This is a genomic window from Kitasatospora azatica KCTC 9699, assembly GCF_000744785.1.
GTDB lineage: Bacteria > Actinomycetota > Actinomycetes > Streptomycetales > Streptomycetaceae > Kitasatospora > Kitasatospora azatica.
On record NZ_JQMO01000003.1, the window covers coordinates 5587357 to 5609149 of the forward strand.

Here is a 21793-nt window from a genome sequence, read left to right on the forward strand (position 1 = left end):
CTGCCGCACGAGTGTCCAAGGACAGGGGGAAGAACGCCCACGCACGAGCGGAGGAGGGGATCGAGACGGGCCCGTCACCGGCTGGGTGCCGAGAACGACGAGATCGTGCGTGCGGCCCCAGGTCACATGCCGGGTATTGAACATGATGGGGCATCAAGCCCTGGTGCCTCGGATACCATCCCGCGTCGAAGACCTCGGAACGGGCGACGGCGGTGCTCCGGGACCCCCATGAGGGCGAAGAGCTCGTCCGCCGCGGCCGAGTGCTTCGCCGCCTGCGCGGAATCACCCAGTCCTGCGGACGCGGCGGCCATTCCTTCGAGCGCCTCGGCCATGCCGAGGCGGAACTCTATGTCCGAGGCCAGCCGGTGCGCGCGCTGATGTCTTCGCAGCGCCTTTGCCTGCTCTCCACGGGCGTTCTCGATGCGGCCGAGCACGTTCTCAACGGTGGACATCGAAGCCGGCGAATGTGCGGTCCAGATCAGGTCCAGCGCGCGAGACCCGGTCTCGTACGCCTCCGAATAGCGGCCGACCTGTCGGTAGGCGTCGGCGAGCTGGACCAGTACCAGGGCTGTGCAGCTCTGCGTGCCCAGACGTCGGCACAACTCGTGCGCCCGGGCCAGATGCATCAGAGCCGCTTCGCTCTCGCCGAGTCCAAGACGCGCGTTCGCCTCGTTGACCAGGCTTCGGATTTGGCCGTGGAGTTCGCCGAGCTGCTGGTTGAGCACGAGCGAGCGGCTCGCCGCGACGGAGGCCTCGGCGTAGCGGCCGAGCACGACGGTCGCGGAGCTGATGCTGACGAGTGTCTCAGCCGCCTCACGCGGGCTCTCGAGCTCCTGGTGCATGGACAGCGCCAGTTGCAGGCAGCGAAGGCCCTCGGCATAGTCGCCGAGGCTGTTGTGGAATGTCCCCAGCCCGCGCAGGCACACCGCTTCACCACGGCGGTCACCGATCTCAACTGCCAGTTCCAGTGCCTGGTCCAGGTATTCGACGCCTTCCCGGAACCTGCACAGGTACCACAGGGCCACGGACAGGTTGGTGAGAGCCACTCGCAGCAGCAGCGGTTCCCCCGCCATGCGGGCCGCCTCGACACCGATTCGGCCGACGTCCAGACTGTCCGTCAGGTGTCCCTGGCTCTGCAGGTACCGTCCGAGGTTGCGCGGTAACCAGGCTGCGTAGCGGTGCAGCCCGCTCCGCTGGGCGAGCCGGACGGCCGAGAGCAGGTTCCTCCGTTCCTGCTCGAACCAGAACAGGGCCGCTTCGACGGTACCCAGACCGGGCAGCTCGGCCGTCCCGCGCGGTAGACCCGTGTCGAAGCGCACCCGACCGGGGTACAGGGTTTCCGATGCCGCCTCGACCGCCCGTGCGTAGTAGTCCATGAGGCGTAGCACGGCCGCCCCGGTCTCGTCCGCCGTGCCCGGGTACTCGTCCCGCAAGCTCTGCGCGTAGCTGCGGACCAGGTCGTGGAACACGTACCGGCCGACCTCGGGCTGCCCGATCAGATGGATGTCCAGCAGGTGCTCCAGAGACTCCTCGGCCTCGTCCGCGGACACACCGAGCAGGGCCGCGGCTGTCCAGACATCGACCTCCTGGCCTGGATGGATGCTCAGAAGCCGGAAGGCGGCCTGATGGCACGGCTCCATCGCCAGATAGGAGAGCCTCAGACTGACCGCCACGCTCCGGTCGCCGGCGCTCAACTCCTCGAGCCTGCTGGTCTCGCTCCGCATCCGGTCGACCAGGTAGCGGATCGTCCAGCGGGGCCTGTTGATCAACCGCCCTACGGAGATCTGCAGCCCCAGCGGCAGATACCCGCACAACTGGGCCAGTTCGCGGGCCGCATCCGGTTCGGCGCAGACCCGATCGGCCCCGAGCGTTCGCTCCAGCAGGTCCGCACTCTCCTGAGGCGACAGCAGCCCGATGGGAAAGGCGTCCGAACCGTCGATGTCCGTCATGCGGACCCGGCTGGTGACCAGTACCAGACAGCCGGGGGAGGAGGGGAGCAGTGGCCGTACCTGGGCGGAGTTCACCGCGTTGTCGAGGAGGATCAGGAGCCGACGCTGCGCCGTGGTCACCCGCCACAAGGAGATCCGGCCGAGCAGGCCGTCGGGTATGCGGTCGCCGGGCACCCCCATCGTCCGCAGCAGGACGTCCAGGACGACCTCCGGTTCCAGGGGTTCCTGCCCCGGGGTGAAACCACGAAGGTCGACCGCCAGTTGGCCGTCCGGGTACCGCTCAGCGAGTGCGTGCGCCGCCCGCACGGCGAGTGCCGTCTTGCCGCTCCCGCCCATGCCCTCAATAGTGATGATCTTCGTGCCTCGGTCGGCGGAAATCGTCGCGCTCTCGGTCAACTGTCGCAGCGCCTCCTCTCGGCCGACGAAGTTCGGCAGGTCGTAGGGCAGCGAGCACGGCGACACCCGTGCGGTGGGGACCGGCGACGGCGCGGCATCCGCCCGTGGCGGGGCGGCCAGCTCCGGGCTGTTGCGCAGGATGCGCTGATGGAGGCTGACCAGCTCGCCGCCGGGATCGACGCCCAGTTCTTCGACGAGCAGCTTCCTGACCTTGCTGTACTCCTCCAGTGCATCCGCCGGCCGACCGGACCGGTAGAGGGCGAGCATCAGCCGGGCGCGTAACCGCTCACACAGGGGATGCTCCCGCACCAGCTGCTGGATGTCCCAGACAACGTCGGCCGCTTCGCCCAAGTCGAGCCTGATGTCGATGAGCTGCTCGGCGGCGGTAAGCCGCCGCTCCTGCAAGGCTGCCGAGGCAGCACCGATCACCGCACCGCCGGCCCCCGCCATGATCGGGCCCCGCCAGAGGTCCAGTGCCGCGCGCAGCTGGTCTGCGGCATCGGATCGAAGCCCGGCCGCGACAGCCTGCTTGGCCCGGTGCAGTCGGACGGTGAACAGGGTCAGGTCGAGCTGGTCGTCCGCTACCGCAGCACGGTATCCGGAGCTGTCGGTCCGGATGACGGCGGCTCCGTCCGGAAGGCGCCTCCGCAGGTCCGCGATGATCTTGCGAATCTGGTGGGGAGCCGTGGCGGGCGGCGTCTCGTCCCAGGCGGCCTCCACCAGTCGGGGCAGCGGGACGACTCGGTTTGGTTCCAGGAGCAGCGTGACCAGTACCCGCTCCTGGGTCGGGCCGCCGAGATGCAGTCGTGCCCCTGCCGACCAACCCTCCGGCGAGCCCAGAATCTTGAAAGTGGATCGTGGCTTCTCGGGCCCAGCGCTCATATCACGCCCTCACAACAGATCCGCAGTCGGCTCAACTCACGTCCTAGGCCATGATCATACGGAGCATGCGGGCAAGATCGATGTCAATGGTGAGAACGGCCAGTAACCATTTGACAGGGACATCATCCATGCCGGCGCCAAGGCGACCAGAGGACGGCTTCCGGGCCTTGGGCTTTAGGGAGCCGCAACGCCTCGGCCGCACTCTCGGAGGAACACAGCGCGCGAACGGCGCAGGCGCCGACGACCACCTTCGGTAGGCGTTCGGATCGGAGAGGGGAGAACCACCGGAGATGACACGCTATCTGTCGGGTCACGCAGGACCAGCGCCGGAGGCCGGGGGCCGACTGCGCCTGTTCTGCTTCCCGTACGCGGGCGGCGGTGCCTCGATCTACTCGGGCTGGCAGCATCGCCTCGGTTCGCGCGTGCAGGTGATGCCGGTTCAGCTGCCGGGCCGTGAGGGCCGCTCGGCGGAGCCCAGGTTCACCGATCTCGAATCGCTCGTCGACGACCTCGACGACGAACTCGGTCCGGCCCTGGAGCAACCGCACGCCTTCTTCGGCCACAGCATGGGCGCGCTGATCGCCTTCGCTCTGACCCAGCGCCGACACGTCAGGGGAGCGCAACTACCGCGCTGCCTCCTGCTCAGCGCCTACCGCGCCCCGCACTTGCCGGCACCGCAGCAGGTGGCGGCCGACGCCGACGAGAGCGAGCTTCTGGAGAGCCTGATCAGCCTCGGCGGCATCCCGCCGATCATGCTCGACCACCCCGAGTGGCTGTCGGCGCTGCTGCCGGTGACCAGGGACGACCTGCGGCTGTGCGCCAGCCCGGGCCCGGGACCGGACGCACGGGTACCGGTGCCCATCCACGCCTTCGCCGGTCTCCACGACTCCCTGGTGTCACCGGCGGAGGTACGGGGATGGAGCCGCTACTCCGCCGACGGCTTCAGCATGCGGACCCTGCCCGGCGGCCACTTCTTCCTACGCGACCGGAATCATCCGCTCTTCGCCGAGCTCTCCCAACTGCTGGCCTCCCTGTCACTGTCGCCGACCACGGCGGTTCCGGCCTGACGTTCCGACCACGACACCCCGCAAAGACCGACTGCCGGGCCGCCCTTGGAGAAGGGCTGCCCGGCAGCGGATTTGGTTCTTCTGTTCCTAGACGGCCACCGGGCTCGGCTCCGGGCTCTCCGGCTGCGGGCTCATCTCGCCCTTCGGGGTGCCCAGTCCGCGGAATCCGATCACGCCGTTCACCATGCTGAGCACAAGCATCACCAGCAGCGCTGCGAAGGCCGCGCTGAGCCCGTGGACCAGTGCGGCCTGCGGCGCCGTGCCCCCGGCGACATCGTGGGTCACCCGGTTGTTGAGCACCGTGACCCCGATGGCGATGCCGAGTGCGCCGCCGATCTGGGTGGACGCGTTGAGCAACGCGGAGGTGGTCCCCGCGTCCTCCTCGGTGGCGTGGGCGGTGCCGACCACCGGAGTGGCGATCAGGCACAGCACCAGGCCGACGCCGAACAGAGCGGCCAACGGCAGCATGAACCCGGTGTAGGAGGTGTGCTGCGGGACTCCGATGGCCACGGCCAGAGCACCGCCCACGAACAGGGTGCCGACCAGGTACATGGCGCGGGGGCCGGTCCTGGTGATGAGGTTCGAAGCGATCGGGGCACAGATCATCAGGCCGAGGCTGGTCGGCAGCCATGCGAGCCCGGTTCGCAGGGGGCTGTAGCCCAGCACCTCCTGCAGGTACAGCGGGAGCAGGAAGAAGATCGGCATCATCACCGACGCGGTGAGGAACTCACCGAGGGCGCCGGCCACCACCGAGCGGATTCGGAAGAGGCGCAGCGGCACCAGCGGAGCCGGGCTGCGGCGCTCCACGGCCACGAAGGCGGCCAGCAGGACCAGCGCACCGGCGAAGGAACCCAGCGTCTGCACGGAGATCCAGCCGTGGGTGTTGCTGGTGACGATCCCGTAGACCAGCAGCATGGTCCCGCCGGTCACGGTGAAGGCGCCGGCCAGGTCGGTCGGCGGGCGCTGGGCGGTCCGCACCCCGGTGCGCACCAGGAGGTAGGTGCCGACGGCGACCAGGACACCCACCGGGACATTGATCCAGAACGCCCAGCGCCAGTCCGAGTTGACGATGGCGCCGCCGATGATGGTGCCGATGCTGGCACCGATGCCGATCACCGCCCCCCAGACCCCGAACGCCTTGCTCCGCTCCTCGGGATCGGGGAAGGAGGTCACCAGGATGGACAGCGACGCCGGGGACAGGGCCGCGGCGGCGATGCCCTGCGCGGCGCGGGCGAGCAGCAGCTGGGTCTCGCTGTGGGCGAGGCCCGCCGCGAAGGAAGCCGCGGTGAACACCAGCAGACCGACGAGGAAGACCTGCTTGCGACCGAGGATGTCGGAAAGGCGGCCGCCGAGCAGCAGCAGGCCGCCGAACAGCAGGACGTAGATGTTCATGACCCACTGCAGGCCGGTGGTCGAGAGGCCGATGGCCTCCTTCAACGTCGGACCCATCACATTGACGACGGACGAGTCGATGGCGGTGATGAACTGGGCGAAGGATATGACGCCGAGGATCCACCAGCGTCTGGGATCCACCGGGAGGGCAGCGGAGCCGGAGTCGGCCCCGGCGGGATCGGTCTTCATGGCTTCTCCTCGTGGTTTCAGCAGGTGGGGGAACTGATCGCTCCGTGGGAGCGTAGGAAGCCGTCCTGTAGGCGTGCTTAAGCCGTCCGGCGCCCCACCCGCGCAAGCAGAGCTTTAGTCGTGCCTCCGACGATCAGTGCCACCGCCGCTTCACGCCGGCCGCGCACCCCAGGAGAGGTAAGGCGATGACAACTGCACTGACCACGCAGGTCTGCGTGGTGGGAGGCGGGCCTGCCGGACTCGCTCTCGCCTTGGAACTCGCAAGGCGCTCGTGCGAGGTGGTGGTCGTCGAACAGAGCCCGCACTTCGAGCGCTCGTTCCGCGGCGAGTCGATCTCGCCCGACTCCGTCTGGCTGCTGGACCGGCTCGGCATACTGGACGCGGTCAGGGCCAGCACCCTGCGCACCGAGCGCATGGAGATCTCGGACGGCGGCAGGGTCGTCCTCGCCGGGGAGTTCTCGTCCTTCGACCGCCCCAACCCCTATCCCATGGAACTCCCGCAGCCGCCGCTGCTGACCGCGCTCGCCGAGGAGGGCGCGCGGAACCCCGGCTTCACGCTGCTGCGACGTACCGCCGCCACCGGACTGCTGCGCGAGGGCGGCAGGGTGACCGGCGTGGCCTGCACCGGTCCCGACGGACCGCTGGAGATCAACGCCGCGTTGGTGGTCGGTGCGGACGGCCGGTTCAGCAAGATCCGCGAGCTGTCTGGGCTGACCTACCAGAAACGCCCCCTGGAACGGGACTTCATCTGGTTCAAGGTCCCTCTGCCACAGAGCTGGGACCCGCACACCTACCGGGTGCGCATCAGCGGCGACCGGCACGCCCTGTTCATCCCCAGCTTCCCGGATCTGGTCCGGGTGGGCTTCAACATCCCCAAGGACGGCCTGCGGGAGCTGCGGCAGCTCGGCATCGGAGCACTCCACGAGCGCATCGACGAACTCGCCCCGGAGCTCTCCGACTCGGTCCGCGCGGAGGTGAAGAAGTGGTCCGACACGTCGATGCTGGAGATCTTCACCGCAGTGGTGCCGGAGTGGTCGATGCCGGGACTGGTGCTGATCGGCGACGCCGCTCACACCCTGACCCCGATCCTCGGGCAGGGCGTCAACCACGCGATCATCGACGCGGTCACGCTGGCACCGCTGGTCGCGTCCGCCCTCCAGGCGGCGGACCCCGGCCCCGCGCTGGATGCGGCAGGAGCGGAGCTGCAACGCCTGCGGGAGCCGTCCGTCGCCGTGGCGCGCGCTCTCCAACTGCGACAGGAACGAGCGTTCGCGCTCTCCGGGCGCGCCGGTGTGACGCTGCGACGCGCGGTCTACCGGGTCGTGAACACCAACAACTTCCTCAAGCAGAAGATCCTCGGCGGCGTCTACTACCAGCTGCAGGACGCCGTGCAGAGCGGACGACAGCGGTTGGACCTGGCACCGCACGTCCCAGCACAGCGCTGAGCAGCGGCTCACTATGGAAGGACCGCACCAGATGGGGTTTCAACCGGCCGGCCTGGCCATCCGGTTCCTGCTCGAACTGTCGGCGCTCGCCTCGTTCGGCTACTGGGCATGGGAGTCGTGGCCGTCCAGCCTCCGCTGGGTCGGCGTCGTTGCCGCACCGCTGCTCGCCGCCGTTCTGTGGGGAGTCTTCGCCACCCCGGGCGATCCCTCCCGCTCGGGGGGCACCGTGATCGCGACCCCTGGTGCGCTGCGGCTCGTTCTGGAACTGGCCGTTTTCTTCGGTGCCGCCTACGCCGTGTACAGCACCGGGGCCCGGACGGCGGGAATCGCCCTCGTCGTGGTCCTGGTCATCTATCACCTGGCCGCCATCGACCGGGTGATGTGGCTCCTCAGGCACTGAGGAGCCGTCAATGACAACCCATGAAAGCGGGAGCGGGAGAGATCCATGACGCCTGTCGTCACGAACAGCGCCGCGGAACAGGCCGGTCCACTGGACCGACTGCGCACACTGGCCGACCAGGACCGGCTGGCCTCCGAGTACCCCTCCGTCGCCACCCTTCTGGCCGGACTGGAACCCGAGGACCTGGCCCGGGCCGGTCGGCTGCTGGACCGCCTGGACCGGGAGGAAGTGCTGCGTCACCACCCGGACACCCCGGTGCTGGCAGTCGCGGTGACCGGCAGCTCCACCCTCGGCGGTCTGGTCCCGCCGCTCACCGGGGAGTTGGCCCGCCACGGGATGCTGTCGCGCCTGACGGTGGGCGACTACGACGGCTGGATCACCGAACTCCAGGACGTCACGGGACCCCTCTACACCTCCGGCACCGAGCTGGTGCTGTGTGTGCTGGACGCCGAGGCAGTGTTCCACTCCGTCCCCTCGCCCTGGCGGGCAGCGGACGTCGAGGCGGCCTCGGCAGAGCTCCTGGCCCTGGTGGACCGGCTGGCCGCGCAGTACATGGAGCACGGCACCGGCACCCTGGTGCTCAACACAATCCCGCTCCTGCGCGCCCACACCCACCAGTTGGTCGACCTGGCCTCGCGGGCCGCACTCGGCGCCGCCTGGCGGGAGTTCAACGCCGGGCTGCTGCGGCTGACTGCGAAACACGAACGCGTGGTCGTGGTGGACCTGGACCCGCTGCTCGCGGAGGGCGGCCCGATCCACGACGTGAGGCTGGCTGCGTACGCCAGGGCCCAGCTGGGCGACGAACTGCTGGGACGCTACGCCCGAGAGATCGGCCATCTCGCCCGCACCCTGCGCGGCCGGGCCAAGAAGGTCCTCGTGGTCGATCTCGACAACACCCTGTGGGACGGAATCCTCGGCGACGACGGCAAGGACGGCATCGCCGCCGCCACCACCTTCCGCGGTGAGGCGTTCGGCCAGTTCCAGCAGGTCGTCAAGCAACTCGGCTCGCAGGGCGTCCTGCTGGCGGTCAGCAGCAAGAACGACCAGGAGCCGGTGCTGGAGGTGCTCCGCGACCACCCCGACATGGTGCTCCGCGAGGAGGACTTCGTCCAGGTCAACGCCAACTGGCAGCCCAAGGACGGGAATCTGCGGGACATCGCCGGCCGGCTCAACCTCGGCACGGACAGCCTCGTCTTCGTCGACGACTCGTCCTTCGAGACGGGTCTGGTGCTGTCCAGCCTGCCGGAGGTCGCGGTGGTTCCGCTCGACGAGGAGCCGGCCTCGCACATCAGCCGACTCCTCGCCGACGGCTGGTTCGACGTCAGGGAGCTGACCGCCGAGGACCGGGCCCGGGCGGGCCAGTACCGGAGCGAGGCGGCGCGGCAGTCGCTGCTGGAGAACACCGGATCGCAGGCCGAGTACCTGGCGGAGCTGGGCATCCGGGTGGAACTCTCCCCGGTGCGGGAGCACGAGATCGCCAGGGTGGCCCAGCTGACGCTGCGCACCAACCAGTTCAACCTCACCACCGAGCGGCTCCAGACCGCCGACGTGCGGACCCGACTGGCAGACCCCGGCCATTGGGTCCTCGCGGTGCGCACGTCCGACCGGTTCGGCGACCAGGGCCTGGTGGGCGCGGTGTTCGCCCGCCGAAGCTCCGAGGCCCTGTACCTGGACAACGTGATCCTCAGCTGCCGGGTGTTCTCCCGGGGCATCGAGCAGACGGTCCTGGCGGCTGTACTCGGCCGGGCCCGGGAGCTCGAACTGCCGGCCGTGCGGGCAGCCTACCGACCCACCGCCAAGAACCACCGGGTGCGGGCCTTCTACCCCTCCCTCGGCTTCCGGACGTCCGGGGGCACGCAGGAGGCCCCCGACTTCGAGCACGACCTGCTGGAGTTGCCGTCGGCTCCTGAGCATGTGCGGCTCGAAGCCGCACTCTGATCTGCGGACGTCCCGCAAAGGCGGCTTAAGGGCCGCTCGGGATCATCGCGGTGCGGACATCGGTCGGCTGGGATCGCCCCGGCCGTCGATCGAGTCGAAGGGAAGATGTTGACGAGTCTCCACACGTTCACCGAACGGGTTCTGCATCGCGCCGCCGGCCAGAGCGGGCGCGTTCCGGGATCGGTGGGCTGACCCATGGACCACACCCCCTACCGGCTGGCAGAACAGCTGGAGCGCGAGCTCGGCGACCCTGAGGACCCGGCGACACCCTTCAGCTACGCGAACTGCCTGGCCCTTGACGAACGCGAGGAGTTCCCCGCCGACATCTGCCGTCGGCTGGAGTCCCTGGGCGTCCACGAGTACTACGTGCCGGCCCAGCACGGTGGTCGGCTCACCGACTACGAGCAGGTCCTGCAACTCATGCGCGCGGTGGCCCGGCGGGACCTCACCGTGGCCATCGGGCACGGCAAGACCTATCTGGGCGGGGTCTGCGTCTGGGTGGCCGGTTCCGCCGAGCAGGCGGCGGCACTCGGCGCGGACATCCTCGCCGGAGTACCCGTCTCGCTCGGTCTCACCGAACGCGAGCACGGCAGCGACCTGCTCGCCGGCGAGGTCCGCGGAGAAAGCCGCGAGAACGGCGGCTACCTGGTCAGCGGCGAGAAGTGGCTGATCAACAATGCCACCCGCGGCACCCTGCTGTCCGTGCTCGCCCGCACCGGGACGGACGGCGGTCCGCGCGGCTTCAGCGTGCTCCTGGTGGACAAGCGGCAACTGCCCCCCGAAAGCTACCGCCACCTCGACAAGGTTCCGACGCACGGCATCCGCGGCGCCGACATCTCCGGGATCGCATTCAGCGAGGCCGCGGTTCCGGCGGACGCAGTGGTGGGCGCACCGGGCACCGGTCTGGAGACGGTGATCAAGGCACTGCAGCTCACCCGCACGATGTGCTCCGCCCTGTCGCTGGGCGCCGCCGACCACGCGCTGGTCCTGGCACTGGACTTCACTGAACAGCGCGAACTGTACGGCCGCCGTCTGGCGGAGCTGCCGATCGCCCGGCGGAGGCTGGCCACTGCCGCCACCGACGTCCTGACCGGAGAAGCGCTGGCCCTGGTGGCCGCGCGGGCGGTCCAGACGGCGACCGCCGAACTCAGCGTCAGCGCCGCGGTCACCAAGTACCTGCTGCCGACCAGCACCGAGGCGGTGATCGTAGAACTGACCCAGCTGCTGGGATCGCGCGCCTTCCTGGGCAACGTGTACGCCCGGGGCATGTTCCAGAAGGTGGACCGCGACAACCGGATCGTCGGACTCTTCGACGGCAACACGCTGGTCAATCTGAACTCCCTGATCGGGCAGTTCCGGAGCCTGGCGCGCGGCTACCGACGCGGCACCGGGGACACGGCAGGCGCGGCGGCGGCCTTCGACCTCGGCGTGCCGCTGGCACCGCTCGACCCCGCCAAGCTGGCCCTGGTCGCCCGGCACGGCAGCGGCGTACTGGCCTCGCTGCCCGACTCGGTCGCGGCGCTGCGCCTGGCCGCCGCCGACTCCCCACCGCTCAAGTCGGCGCTGACCGCGGCGGAACAACTGCTGGCCGCGGCCGACCGGGTGCACGACGCCATGGAGCCCTACCAGAACGCGGTGACGGACATCCCCCCGGAGGCGTTCGAGGTGGCCAAGCGCTACGCCCTGTGCTTCGCCGGAGCAGCCTGCCTCGGCCTGTGGGTGCACAACCACGAGGCCGCCGAGCAGGGCGGCACCGCCGGCCTGTGGCAGGACGGGCTGTGGCTGCGCGCGGCCTTGTCCCGCATCCTGGTCCGCCTCGGCGTCCCCGGCGCCGAGGCTCCGGAAGCCTACGAGGAACTGCTGGAGCAGGCCCGCGCCCTGCGCGCGGAGGGCGCGCTGATCTCCCTGCTGCCGCTCTCCCTGGTCCGACCCGAAGTTGAGGAGACGTCATGCTGACCGAGGCAGGCACCGCCGCCCGGGTGGCCGAGCTGGAACGGGCCTTCGGTGATCCGACGGACGCCACCAACCCGGTGGGCTTCGCCCGCCTGCTCGAAGCGGACGAGGCCGGGGAACTGCCGGAGAGCGGCGAGAAGCTCCTCGACGACCTGGTGTTCAACGCCGAGTTCGTGCCCGCCCACCTCGGCGGCCGCCTGGAGCGCGTCGACAGCCTGGTCCGGGTCGTCCGCCAGGCGTTCCGCCGGGACATCACGCTCGGGCTCGGATACGGCGTCACCTCCTTCATGGCCGCGGTCAACGTCTGGACGGCCGGCAGCCCCGAGCAGCAGCGCCGACTGGCCGACCTGCTCCTCGACGGCGGCAAGGCCTCGGTCGCCTACCACGAGCTGGCGCACGGGAACGACTTCCTCCGCAACGAGTTCCGGGCGAACCCGGACGGCTCCGGCTTCCGCCTGCACGGCGCCAAGCAGGTCATCAACAACGCCCACCGGGCCCGTGCCTGGCTGCTGTTCAGCCGTACCTCGGACGCGCCGGGAAGTCGCAGCCACTCCGTGCTGATGGTCGAGCGGGACGAGGTGGACCCGGAGCGGCTGCGCGTGCTCCCGCGCTACGAGACGGTCGGTGTCCGCGGCTGCACACTCTCCGGTCTGGAGTTCGACGACTGCCCGGTCCCTGGGAGCGCCCTCGTCGGCGAGCAGGGACAAGGAGTCGAACTGGCGCTGCGTTCGTTCCAGATCACCCGCAGCGCGGTCCCCGGGATGGCTCTGGGCGCCGCCGACACCAGCCTGCGCACCGTGGTGCGCTTCGCCGTGGGGCGGCAGCTGTACCGCAAGTCGGTCATGGAGATCCCGCACGCCAAGGGCGTCCTCGGCAACGCCTTCCTGGACCTGCTGATCTGCGACAGCCTCTCCCTGGCCGGCACCCGCGCGGTCCACCTCCTCCCGGAGCAGACCAGTGTCTACGGGGCCGCGGTCAAGTACCTCGTGCCCAAGGTCCTCACCGAGGCCATGTACGAGTTGTCGATCGTCCTGGGTGCCAGGTTCTATGTACGCGACGGTGAGTTCGGCATCTTCCAGAAGCACCTTCGGGACCTGCCGGTGCTCAGTCTGGGCCACGCCGGATCGGCCGCCTGCCAGGCCACGATCATCCCGCAGCTGCCGAGGCTCGCGAAGCGGTCCTGGTTCAAGGACGCGCCTGCTCCGGCCGAGCTGTTCCAGCCCCGCGCCGACCTGCCCGGAATCCCCTTCACCCGGCTGGCCCTCGCCAGCGGCCAGGACAGCATCAGCGCCGCCCTGGTCACCGCGATCGACGAACTACCGAGCGGTACCCCGCAGGAGCAGGCGGTCCACGGTCTCGCCCTGCGCCTGCTGGACGAGTTGCACCGGCTCCAGGAAGCGAGCCTTGAGCTGTCGTCTGCGGACCGCACCTCGCTGGCCCGCCCGCACAGCTTCGCTCTCGCAGACCGGTACGCCGTGCTGCTCGCGGCCTCCTCCGTACTCGGCGTCTGGCGGCAGGCCACGAATGGTGGCGACGCCTTCCTGGCCGACCCGTCCTGGGCTGCGGCCGCCCTGCACCGGCTGGTCCGCCGGTTGGGCCAGCAGCCTCCGGCACTGCCCGCCGGCTGCGAGGAGCGGGTGCACGAAGAACTGCTCCGCCGCTTCCACCAGGGCCGCAGCTACGACCTGTACGACACCCCGCTCGCGGGCTGAGCACCCGCAGCGTCAACAGTAAACAGAGGAGCGCGACATGGCCGTCCCCGCAACCGATCGACCCGCCAAGGGATTCGACCACTCCGCCGATTCGCTCAGCGCGTGGCTGGTCGACCGCATCGCGACCTACCTCCGGCGCGCACCTGCTGAGATCGACCCGTCCGTGCCGCTGGCCGAGTACGGTCTGGACTCCATCGCCGCACTGAGTCTGTGCGGCGACATCGAGGACGCCTTCGACCTGGTCCTGGAGCCCACGGTCGCCTGGGACTACCCCACCGTCCACGCGCTCGCGGCCTACCTCGTCGAGGAGTTCGGCGCTTCCGGGAACGCCGGGGACGCCGAGCGATGAACGACGTAGCGATCGTCGGCATCGACTGCCGGTTCCCGGGAGCCGCCGACACGGCGGCCTACTGGGACCTGCTCATGCGTTCGGGTGACGGTGTCGGCAAGGTTCCCGGCAACCGCTGGGACGTCCGGGACTTCCACGACCCGGAGGGTGGCGAAGGACGGAGCAACACGGCGCAGGGCGGCTTCATCGCCGACCCGGACGCCTTCGACAACGAGTTCTTCACCGTGTCTCCTCGCGAGGCCGCGGCCATGGACCCGCAGCAGCGACTGCTACTGCAGTGCGCGTGGCGCGCGGTGGAGGACGCGGGAATTGCCCCAGGCCGACTGGCGGGGACGCCCACCGGCGTGTTCGTCGGAATCATGGGCAACGAGTGGGCGCAGCTGCATCTGACCGACTACGACCGGATCACCGCGCACGTAGGGTCCGGAAACGGCTACTGCATGACGGCCAACCGGATCTCCTACCACCTGGACCTCAGGGGCCCCAGCCTCGCGGTCGACACCGCCTGTTCCTCGTCCTTGGTGGCCGTGCACCTGGCGAGCAACTCCCTGCTGTCCGGCGAGTGCGACTACGCACTCGCCGGCGGCGTCAACGTGGCGCTCACTCCCGCGCTGGGGATCTTCTACACCCAGGCCGGCCTCTCCGCGCCGGACGGCCGCTGCAAACCGTTCAGCGCCGACGCCGACGGCATCGGCCGCGGGGAGGGCGTCGGCGTGGTCGTCCTGCGCCGTCTGGAGGATGCGCTGGCCGACGGCCAGCAGGTGTACGCGGTGATCCGCGGCACCGCCGTCAACCAGGACGGCCGGAGCAACGGCATCACCGCGCCCAGCCGCTGGTCCCAGCAGGAGGTGCTGGCCGCCGCCTACCGTCGGGCCGGCGTCGACCCCTCCGAGGTGCGCTTCACCGAGGGACACGGCACCGGGACCGTGCTCGGCGACATGATCGAGGTCAAAGCGCTGGGACACCTGCACGGACGCCGCGAGGGCGGACCGATGGCGCTGGGCTCGGTCAAGGGGAACCTCGGTCACACCGAGGGTGCGGCCGGCATTGCCGCGCTCATCAAGGTCGCACTGGCGCTGCATCACAAAGTCGTGCCCGCCAGCCGGTTCGCCAGCCGGGAGAACCCCGACCTGCGCCTGGCCAAGCACGGCCTCAAGCTGCTCAAGGCGCCGCTCCGGCTGCCGGCCGGGACGACGGTGGCGGGTCTGAGCAGCTTCGGGATGGGAGGCACCAACGCCCACGCGGTGCTGGCGTCCGCCCCGGCGCAGGCCGCCCGTCCCGTCGTCGCCACGGGCGGCGGAGTGTTCACGCTGAGCGCGACCAACCCGGACGCGTTGCGCCGCAATCTGCTCGTGCAGGCGGCGGAAGTGTCACGCCGCCGGGTGCCCCTGGTCGACCTCTGCTGGAGCAGCAACCGGGTGAAGACCGGGCAGCGGCTTCGCTTCGCACTGCCGGTCACGGACACCGCCGCTCTGGCCGACGGATTGAGGGCGGCGGCCGAGGACCAGGAGCTTCTGGGGCGCCTGGCCGCGCAGCCGGTCGGCCGCCCGAAGACCGCGTTCCTCTTCACCGGCCAGGGCTCCCAGTCGCCCGGTATGACAGCCGGGCTCTACCGCGATTCAGAGCTGTACCGCCGGTTCCTGGACGCGGCGGACGCGGCTCTGCTTCCGCACCTCGGCGAGTCGGTGCGCGACCTCATCCTCGGGCGGGACGAACGGGTGCACCAGACCGCCATGGCGCAGCCGGCCCTGTTCGCCGTGGGCTACGCCCTGACGCGCACCCTCTCCGAGCTCGGGGTGGAACCGTCGTTGCTGATCGGTCACAGCGTCGGCGAGTACGTGGCCGCGGTGACCGCCGGGGTCTTCGGGCTCGACGAGGGCGCCCGACTGATCGCCGCCCGGGGCGCGTTGATGCAGCAGCTGCCCACCGGTGGCGGGATGCTCTCGGTGAACGCGCCCGTGGACGAGGTCCGCGCGCTGGCCGAGGCAGAACCACTGGTCGGCGTCGGCGCGGTGAACGGACCGCGGCGGACCGTACTGTCCGGGGATCTGGCCGCGCTGGAGCGGCTCGCCAAAGTCTTCGACGCCGCAGGTCTGGAGACGCGTGCGCTCCAGGTCTCGCATGCCTTCCATTCGCCTCTGATGGAGCCCATGCTGGAGCGATTCGCCGCGGTCGCGGGCGAAGTCGGCGGCGGCGTCCCGCAACTGCCGGTCTTCTCCACGGTCCGGGGCCGGCTGCTGCAGGACGAACCGATGGATGCCGACTACTGGGTCGAGCACATCAGCGCGCCGGTCATGTTCGCGCAGGCAGCCGAGAGTCTGCTCGAGGCCGGTCCGACCCACGCGGTGGAGATCGGGGCCAAGCCGGTGCTGAACAGCCTGGTCCGCGGACTGCGCCCACCGGCCGGACTCCGCACGCTGCACCCCTCGCCCTCCGTTGAAGGCGGCGTTGCGGAACTGGCCGAACTGCTCGCCGAGCTGTACCGCGGCGGCCTCGATCCGCACTGGGACGGGCTCTATCCGAAGGACGGGCCGCGCGCGCTACGGCTCGCGCCGTATGCGTTCTCCGACGCCCACCGCTACTGGAGCAGTGGGCCGGTGCGCAGGACCCCCGTGCCCGCCGCGCTGGGCCTCCTGGACAGCGGAGTCCAGGCGGTCGCCGCGGTCCCCGAGTTCGTCCCGCCGGCACCGGGATCGCCGGTCACCACGTGGATCGGAGCGGCCCAGGGTCCTGCCCTCAACGGGCCGGTGGCGGAGCTGGCGGTGGCGGCCGTCGCCCAGGTGGGCGGCTACACCGTGGCTGAGCTCGGCCCGCAGTCCCGTCTCTACGAGGACCTCGGCTTCGATTCCGTGATGGTCATGGAGCTGAAGAGCCGGATCGAGAAGACAGTCGGCGGGATCGGTCCGATCTCGATCGAGGACCTCCTGACGAGGCTCTCCTCGGTGGGCGACCTGGTCGGATTCCTCGAGGAGCGCAGCAGCGGCGCGGTGGCTTCCTGACCTCGTCCATCCCCGCCGAACGCAACAGCAGATGAGAGGAGCACGTGATGGAACAGCAGGAGGCGTACATCAACTCCGTCGGCACCGCCCTGCCGGGCGATCCCGTCGACAACGCGCGATTGTCCAAGGTGCTCGGCGTCAACGAGGAGTGGATCGACGTCTTCATCGGCACCAGGACCCGCCACTTCGCCCGCGACCTGGGCACCGGCGAGGTCCGCTGGTCACTGGCCGACCTGTGCGCCCTGGCCGGCGAGCGGGCGATGGCCGCGGCAGCCGTCGACCCTGCGGCGATCGACTTCGTCGTGCTGGGCACGGCCACCCCCGACACCCTGATGCCGGCCAGCGTCAACCTTGTCGCCGAACAGCTCGGACTCGACCAACTTCCCACGTACCAGCTGCAGTCCGGGTGCGCGGGTGCGGTGCAGGCGCTGGACCTGGCGCGCACCCTGGTCACCAGCACCGGCGGCACGGGACTGGTGATCGGCGGGGACGTCTGCAGCAAACACCTCGACCTGCGCCGCGACCTTTCCCTGGCCACTCCCAGTGAGCTGGTCAACTACGTGCTCTTCGGCGACGGCGCCGGGGCCGTGGTGATGTCCCCCGAACCGACCGGCGAGCGGGTGGCCCTGCGCCGGGTGCTCAACCGCCTGACCGGATTGGGCCGGGCACCGGGCCAGGTGATCGAGTGGTTCGGCCTGGCCGACCTGGACAGCGGCAAGCAGGCCTTCTACGAGGACTACAAGGCGATCGAGGAGTCCGTCCCGGTCATGGCGGTGGAGATCCTCTGGGAGCTGCTGGAGGAGCTCGGCTGGTCCGTCGAGCAGCTCGACTACCTGCTGCCACCTCAACTGGCCGGTCGGATGACCCAGCGGATCTTCGAGCAGCTCGGCGTCCCCCACGCTCGGGAGGTCTCCTGCGTGGCGGACACCGGCAACAACGGCAACGCCCTGCCGTTCCTCCAGATGGAACGACTGCTCGGGCAGATGACCGAGGGCCAGCGGGCGCTGGCCGTGGCCGTGGAATCCAGCAAGTGGCTCAAGGCCGGATTCGCCCTGGAGAAGCTCGGATGAACGACCACCGCGTCCCAAATCGCTTCCGAACCCCCTTTGGAACTGGAGTGCACTCGTGATCCCCACCATCGAATCCGTCGAGGACTTCGTCTCGCTGTTGCGTGACGAGCTCGGCCTCCAGCTGGACGAGTCGTCCCTGGGCACCGACTTCGACGCCCTCCCGGACTGGGACTCCCTCCACCTGCTGAAACTGGTGACCGCGCTGGAGCGGGCGACCGGTCGGCGGATCTCCGTCGGCAAGCTCCTCGAGGTCCGCAGCCTGCGCGAGGTGTACGAGCTCGCGGGCCGGTCATGACCGTCGATCAGGGCACGGTCTCGATCCGGCCGGTGCGGGCCCGCCGCCATACGCTCTACTTTCTGGAGTACGCGGCCGGGCAGCGGCCGGTGTTCCTGGACACCGAGGTCGACATGACCCGGGTGACGGCCCACCGACGGACAGCCCGCACCGCGGTGGGGGGAAAGATCTCACTGGTCAGTTACGTGCTCCTGGCCACCGGGCGGGTACTCGCCCGTCACCCGGAGGGGAACGCGGTCATGGTGCCGGGCTGGCCGGGCCGGCTGCGTGCCCCGAGAATCGCCCGGTTCTCCCAGGTCACCGCCAAACTCGCGCTGGACCGGGACGTCGACGGAGAGCGAAGCGTCCTGTCGGCGCTCCTTCCCGGCCTCGAGCAGGCCGGTCTGGCCGAGATCCAGGAGCGGATCGACCGCTACCGCGGTGAAGGGACGGCCGATCTACCGGAGTTCGCCAGGGTACGGCGGCTCGACCGGCTGCCGGTCCCGCTCGGCCGGCTGGCCTTCGCCGCGGCGCTGCGCGACCCGCGCCGCCGGGCGGCGGTCTTCGGCACGGTCTCGGTAAGCTCGCTCGGCCATCAGCCCGTGGACGGATTCCACTCCACCGGAGGCACCGCGCTCACCGTCTGCCTCGGGCAGGTCGCCGAGCGGCCCACGGTCAAGGACGGCGTACTCGCGGTGGCACCGTTGATGCGGCTGAGCCTGGCCTTCGATCACCGGGTCGTGGACGGCGCCACGGCCGCCGACGTGCTCGGTGACCTCAGGCGCACCTTGGAGGAGTTCGATGCCGACGAGGAGTTCGATGCCGACTCCGGCCTTCGGGGAGCCGCTCAGGATCAGCGGCCGGTACGGCTCGTGGGGCGCGGTCCGCGCTGAGCTCGACGAGCACGGGGTCACGGTACTCCACGCCCGGCTGGCAGACTGGAGGCCGGGACACGTGGCGGCACCGCGGCTGCGGACGCTGCTGGGGCGGGACTGGGATCGGTATCTCGCCCTTACCCATCCCGAGGTCCGAGCGCGTTTCGCGGCATCGCGCATCCTGCTCAAGTTCGCGGCCGGCGCGGCGGTCGAGGTCGCCCCTGAGGCCGTCGAACTGGCCTACCACTCCACTGGACGGCCCTACCTGCTCGGCATCGACGCGGTGGACATCAGCCTCAGCCACACGGAGGAACTGCTGGTGGTCGGTCTCAGCAGCCGCGGACTGATCGGCGTCGATGCCGAGCGGGCCGACCGTGAACTGTACGGCTGCGGTCTGGCCGGGCATATGTGCACGCCTCATGAACTCGACGCACTCGAAAGCCTCCCGGTGCGGCGACGAAACCCTGAACTGCTCCGGCTGTGGACGCTGAAGGAGGCGTACAGCAAGGCCACCGGCCTGGGTATGCGCTTCCCCTTCACCGAGTTCGGCTTCGGATCGCAGGGCAGCCCCCAGGGGGTCAGGTGTCCTGACGGCAGCCCCGCCACCGGCGCGGACTGGTGCTTCAGCACCTGCGTCGTGGACGACTCGTACGTCCTCAGCACCGCGGTCCACGACTCGGGCTTCGGCATCACCGAGGACAGGGCGGCGCACACGATGCTCGACGAAACTCTGGTCGACGCGCTCATCTGCGCGCTGGGCGAGGAGGAACCGGAGAGAGGGACGGACGAGGAGTGGTGAGCCACGACAGCCGTCCGTACCCCCGCCATGGAAGGAACCGAGACATGCCCACGACCGCATCGCCCGACACGCCCGAAGACATGACCGCACCCCTCGGGAACCCGTACCCGAGGACCACCGCCGAGGGAGTGTCAGAAGCCCCACGTGACAGCTGGACCTGGCGCAGCCCTGAGGGCCGCATCCTGAGCGCTGTCGCCGGAATCGGCGCCGTGACCGCCGCGGCTTTCCTCGGCGGCCCGGTCACCTGGACCTTCTGGGCCGGTCTGGTCGGTCCGGACGTGGCATTCCTGAAAGGGCTTCATGAGGAGCCGGCCGGCAAGGGCGCGCTCCCGCGCTCGGCCGTCGGTCTCTACAACGAGCTGCATCGTCCTGCGGCCCCCGGCGCCGTCATAGGTCTCGGCCTGGTGACCCTCTCCCGGCCGCTCGTCGTCGGCGGCCTCGGGTGGTTCGCCCATATCGCACTGGACCGGGCGTTCGGCTTCGGCCCACGTCGCCCCGACGGGTACATCCACTGACCGGTGGCCCGGCGGATTGCGGTGGACCCCTCCGGCAGGTCCCGGGCGTGCTCGCGAGGCTGACCGCCAATGGAACCTTCGCCGAGCAGTTCGGCTCGGCCTGTACGTTGACCGGCGTACTCGAGGCCGCGGGATTCGAGCCGGTCCGGGTGAAGATCGAGGCGGCCGATCCGCGGTTCACCGACGAGCACACAGGGCGAGCCTGGTATGCGGCACGCCGGGCCGCGATGGACCTGGTGATTGCGGCGATCTCCAACTCGCCATGGGCGGACGCCCTGGTCCTGTGTGGCAGATACCCGCAGGGCAAGGACCTCTACGACGCTGTACTGCTCGCCGAACACTGCACGGAACGCTGGTCGGCCTCGACCGGGGTGATGCAGCGCGTCTCAGCCTCCCGCGGAGGCGCACGACCCGGCCAAGCCGCACGGCCGCTCCTGAGCGTCCCGCTGGATCGTGAGTAGCCTGAGGCGCAGGTTGCCCGCGCCCCGACGTCGGGGTTTGGTCGCGAAGGGGCCCGGTGGTCACCGTCGCCGTCTGCCTTTGCTGCGGGTCCGGCGGCTGTTCGAGTACGCGGAACATCACAACGAACATAGGTCGCGGCGGTGCCTTGGGCCCGCCACGACGCCGGACACACATACGACTTCGACCAGCAGGTCGCCTGGCTGGCCACCGAGTGCTCCAAGTCAGCCACCGCACAGTTGATGCGGGTAGCCTGGCGCACTGTCGGCGCGATCCTGACCCGCTACCAGCGTGACGCCGACGCCGGGATTGACCGCTTCGCCGGGCTGCGGCGGATCGGCGTCGACGAGATCTCGTACCGCAAGGGCCAGAAGTACATGACCGTGGTCGTCGACCACGACACCCGGCACGTGGTGTGGATGGCAGACAGCCACGGCAAGGACGTCCTGCGCTCGTTCTTCGACGCCCTGGGCGCCGAGTGCGCCCACCGGCTTACGCACATCAGCGCCGACGGCGCCGAATGGATCGCCGACGTGGTCGCCGAGCGGGCCCCGAATGCCGTGCGCGCCATGGACCCCGGAACTCGTGCTCCGCGAGGATCTGTCCGAAGTGGTCGGCGCCGAGGTCGAAGAAGCGGCGGTAGTGCACGCCGACGCCGTGCACGCGGACGGGGACCCTGCCGAGATCCACGACGGTCCACGCCTCCTCGCCGCCGCGGTAGCCGTGCGACAGCTCCCGGACAACGAACACCCGGGCGGCTGCCTGCAGCCGGCGGCCGCTGATCCGGGACAGGTCGCCAGACAGGTACACGGTCTTCTGCGCGAGGTCGACCGAACCGGAGGCAAGGTCCTCCGGCGAGATGACGCACCCGAAGAAGCTCTCGACCAGGTCGTTGTCCTGCACCATCGAAGGCACGACCAGTACGTTGCCCGCGTCCTCGATGCAAGCCTCTGGTGGCTCTGCCGTGTACATCAAGCGGTACCCCTGCCGTCCGCAGATCTTGGTGGACTGCTCGAACCGTGGCCCCGGCAGCAGCCCGCTCTCGCGCATGTGCGTGGCAGAGCCCGGACGGAAGGAGGCGCAACGTTGGGCCCAGATGCTCTCAGGGGGCCCGAGGCCGGACAGCGGGG

The 21793-nt window shown here is 70.0% G+C and carries 16 protein-coding genes and 1 pseudogene; 15 read left to right on the forward strand and 2 right to left on the reverse strand.

Annotated features, from left to right (window positions below):
- Window positions 1–122: 122 nt before the first annotated feature.
- The gene (locus tag BR98_RS35285; protein WP_083977390.1) at window positions 123–3227 is read right to left on the reverse strand and encodes an AfsR/SARP family transcriptional regulator; all 3105 of its coding nucleotides are present in this window, start codon (window positions 3225–3227) and stop codon (window positions 123–125) included.
- A 290-nt stretch (window positions 3228–3517) separates the two neighbouring features.
- Between BR98_RS35285 and BR98_RS35290 the strand changes: the two genes are divergently transcribed.
- Window positions 3518–4294 carry a thioesterase II family protein gene (locus tag BR98_RS35290; protein ID WP_063774897.1) on the forward strand — a complete coding sequence of 259 codons (777 nt, stop codon included), beginning with the start codon at window positions 3518–3520 and terminating at the stop codon, window positions 4292–4294.
- Between the two features lie 87 nt (window positions 4295–4381).
- On the opposite strand, the gene BR98_RS35295 is transcribed toward BR98_RS35290, so the two are convergent.
- On the reverse strand, window positions 4382–5875 hold the full coding sequence (locus BR98_RS35295; protein WP_051970955.1) for a DHA2 family efflux MFS transporter permease subunit: 1494 nt from the start codon (window positions 5873–5875) through the stop codon (window positions 4382–4384).
- Window positions 5876–6060: 185 nt separating this feature from the next.
- On the opposite strand from BR98_RS35295, the gene BR98_RS35300 reads away from it, so the two are divergent.
- From BR98_RS35300 to BR98_RS38720, 14 genes and pseudogenes are all read left to right on the forward strand, one after another.
- Window positions 6061–7320: an FAD-dependent oxidoreductase gene (locus BR98_RS35300; protein ID WP_063774898.1), complete on the forward strand. Its 1260-nt coding sequence runs from the start codon at window positions 6061–6063 to the stop codon at window positions 7318–7320.
- A 31-nt stretch (window positions 7321–7351) separates the two neighbouring features.
- Entirely contained in the window at window positions 7352–7720 is a 369-nt protein-coding gene (locus BR98_RS35305; protein WP_035851473.1) for a YrdB family protein, read from the forward strand.
- A gap of 45 nt (window positions 7721–7765) precedes the next feature.
- Entirely contained in the window at window positions 7766–9658 is a 1893-nt protein-coding gene (locus BR98_RS35310) for an HAD-IIIC family phosphatase (protein ID WP_035851482.1), read from the forward strand.
- Between the two features lie 195 nt (window positions 9659–9853).
- The gene (locus BR98_RS35315) at window positions 9854–11614 is read left to right on the forward strand and encodes an acyl-CoA dehydrogenase family protein (RefSeq protein ID WP_051970960.1); all 1761 of its coding nucleotides are present in this window, start codon (window positions 9854–9856) and stop codon (window positions 11612–11614) included.
- The gene (locus BR98_RS35320) at window positions 11608–13323 is read left to right on the forward strand and encodes an acyl-CoA dehydrogenase family protein (protein ID WP_051970962.1); all 1716 of its coding nucleotides are present in this window, start codon (window positions 11608–11610) and stop codon (window positions 13321–13323) included. The genes BR98_RS35315 and BR98_RS35320 overlap by 7 nt, the downstream gene beginning before the upstream one ends.
- 37 nt (window positions 13324–13360) lie before the next feature.
- Window positions 13361–13672 carry an acyl carrier protein gene (locus BR98_RS35325; RefSeq protein WP_035851484.1) on the forward strand — a complete coding sequence of 104 codons (312 nt, stop codon included), beginning with the start codon at window positions 13361–13363 and terminating at the stop codon, window positions 13670–13672.
- Entirely contained in the window at window positions 13669–16671 is a 3003-nt protein-coding gene (locus BR98_RS35330; protein WP_035851485.1) for a type I polyketide synthase, read from the forward strand. Before BR98_RS35325 ends, BR98_RS35330 begins: the two co-directional genes overlap by 4 nt.
- A gap of 47 nt (window positions 16672–16718) precedes the next feature.
- Window positions 16719–17741, forward strand: coding sequence for a 3-oxoacyl-ACP synthase III family protein (locus BR98_RS35335; RefSeq protein WP_035851487.1), 1023 nt, complete (start codon window positions 16719–16721; stop codon window positions 17739–17741).
- A 55-nt stretch (window positions 17742–17796) separates the two neighbouring features.
- Entirely contained in the window at window positions 17797–18036 is a 240-nt protein-coding gene (locus tag BR98_RS35340) for an acyl carrier protein (protein WP_232247855.1), read from the forward strand.
- Window positions 18033–18908 carry a 2-oxo acid dehydrogenase subunit E2 gene (locus BR98_RS35345; RefSeq protein WP_035851490.1) on the forward strand — a complete coding sequence of 292 codons (876 nt, stop codon included), beginning with the start codon at window positions 18033–18035 and terminating at the stop codon, window positions 18906–18908. Before BR98_RS35340 ends, BR98_RS35345 begins: the two co-directional genes overlap by 4 nt.
- 61 nt (window positions 18909–18969) lie before the next feature.
- Complete coding sequence (locus tag BR98_RS35350) at window positions 18970–19689, forward strand: 4'-phosphopantetheinyl transferase family protein (protein ID WP_324606703.1); 720 nt, start codon at window positions 18970–18972, stop codon at window positions 19687–19689.
- Between the two features lie 44 nt (window positions 19690–19733).
- Window positions 19734–20204: a DUF4260 family protein gene (locus BR98_RS35355; protein ID WP_083977392.1), complete on the forward strand. Its 471-nt coding sequence runs from the start codon at window positions 19734–19736 to the stop codon at window positions 20202–20204.
- Between the two features lie 47 nt (window positions 20205–20251).
- On the forward strand, window positions 20252–20665 hold the full coding sequence (locus BR98_RS35360; RefSeq protein ID WP_035851495.1) for a hypothetical protein: 414 nt from the start codon (window positions 20252–20254) through the stop codon (window positions 20663–20665).
- A 132-nt stretch (window positions 20666–20797) separates the two neighbouring features.
- Window positions 20798–21328: pseudogene (locus tag BR98_RS38720) on the forward strand (ISL3 family transposase); the annotation flags it as partial.
- Window positions 21329–21793: the final 465 nt, after the last annotated feature.